Raw genomic sequence first — 1,403 nt, 5'->3', positions numbered from 1 at the left:
CGCCCCCACTCTCTCGAAAACATGATCATCCCAGCGACGGAGGATGAGCACCGGCCATTTCAGGGAGATTGAGCAATGACCACAGATGACACCAGGGCCAAAACGACTGTCGGCAAGACAAAGTTCTATCAGGGCAAAGGCCTGACAGACCCGCTGTTTTGCATCGAACCCGGTATCCCTTGCCGATACGCCCGCGAACAGGCTTCGGAGTTGATGGGGTACGTGCGCGATATGACCATCACGGGGGTAATGGAAGACAAGCCCCAGCTGATTTGGGCGTCGTACTACTTGGCAGCGCTGGCCAAGGCGCTGATGGACGATGCGGAGCTGGGAATGATGCGCTGAATTCGAGGGTGCCTGGGCTGGCGCCATCGATGGCAAGCTGGCCCACAGGTACTGCGCATTAGGTCGCGCTGGCTTACCCGCATAGCAGACAACATCACCGCAATGAGCAAGTGTGCACGTTCATGCGTGCACACCGCCCCGCCTTTGAAAAATCCAGACATTAAAAGCAGAGAAGTTTCCTACGCACTCTTGGGAAGTTAATGGCACGTCCATTGGGACTTCGCCGCCTAGTATTCGAGCCTTCAGCCATGCCAACCCTGAGATTGGCTTGGACATTTCGACCGGCACGCCTCCGCAATAGGGAACCTCTGCGGAGCACGCTCGGTACCTCGAAACGGCGGACAAGGACTTCGCATGCCCAGCCAACCCGACCTGCATTACAGCTGCCAGCCACTCATTTTCGAACTGCTGCCCTTCCCCCTCGACGAGGGCCTGAGCGCCCCGTTCCAACTCAGCCTTGAGCGGATTAGCGAAGAAGACGGCTTCGTCTTCGGCCAACTGCTCGAACAGCCCGTTCTGTTCATGCTCTGGCGCCCCAACCCAATGCTGCGGCACATCCTGCTGGCGATCACTTTCGGGCGCCACTTCTACCTCAAGCCGTTGTTCGCCACTTGGGTCACGTCGCAGGGCCAGCAACTGGCCGCTCACCAACGCGCACTCAAGGACACACCTTCGCATGTCTGAACCCCTTTTACCCCCCGGCCTGGAAAGGCTGCGCCAGGGCGTGCGCAACGGTGCACTGCCCGTGCCCCCTACCCTCTGCGTGCCCTGCTCCCTGCCCGGCGCGCTGTTCTCCCTCGACGGCAACGACGGCTGCGACCACCTGCTGGGCATCCCCTCCCGCGACGGCGTCGGCCCTGAGTGGTTCCACCGTAACCCGTGGATCCGCGACAAGACGCGCAATCAGCGCGACACCTTCCTGCAACGGGTACTGGAACACGCCGGCAGCACGCTAGGCGATGCCTGGCTCGCCGAGTTCCATGCCTTCGCCGCCACCGAAAAGCTTGAACTGGTGTGCGTCGATGACCAGTTGCAACTGGACGACCTGGCGCCGCCAG

The 1,403-nt window shown here is 60.9% G+C and carries 2 protein-coding genes and 1 pseudogene; all 3 read left to right on the top strand.

Features of this window, described 5'->3' with window-relative positions; genetic code table 11:
* Positions 1-75: 75 nt before the first annotated feature.
* On the top strand, positions 76-345 hold the full coding sequence (locus tag WCE05_RS25780) for a DUF3077 domain-containing protein (RefSeq protein WP_225790469.1): 270 nt from the start codon (positions 76-78) through the stop codon (positions 343-345).
* A 354-nt stretch (positions 346-699) separates the two neighbouring features.
* Positions 700-1,029, top strand: a complete 330-nt coding sequence (locus tag WCE05_RS25775) for a hypothetical protein (RefSeq protein WP_225790470.1) — start codon at positions 700-702, stop codon at positions 1,027-1,029.
* Positions 1,022-1,403 (top strand): annotated as a pseudogene (locus tag WCE05_RS25770) (hypothetical protein); the annotation flags it as partial. The gene WCE05_RS25775 and the pseudogene WCE05_RS25770, both read left to right, overlap by 8 nt.

The organism is Pseudomonas sp. I2, from assembly GCF_040984075.1.
GTDB lineage: Bacteria > Pseudomonadota > Gammaproteobacteria > Pseudomonadales > Pseudomonadaceae > Aquipseudomonas > Aquipseudomonas guariconensis_B.
This window is presented reverse-complemented; position numbering and strand designations above follow the sequence as displayed.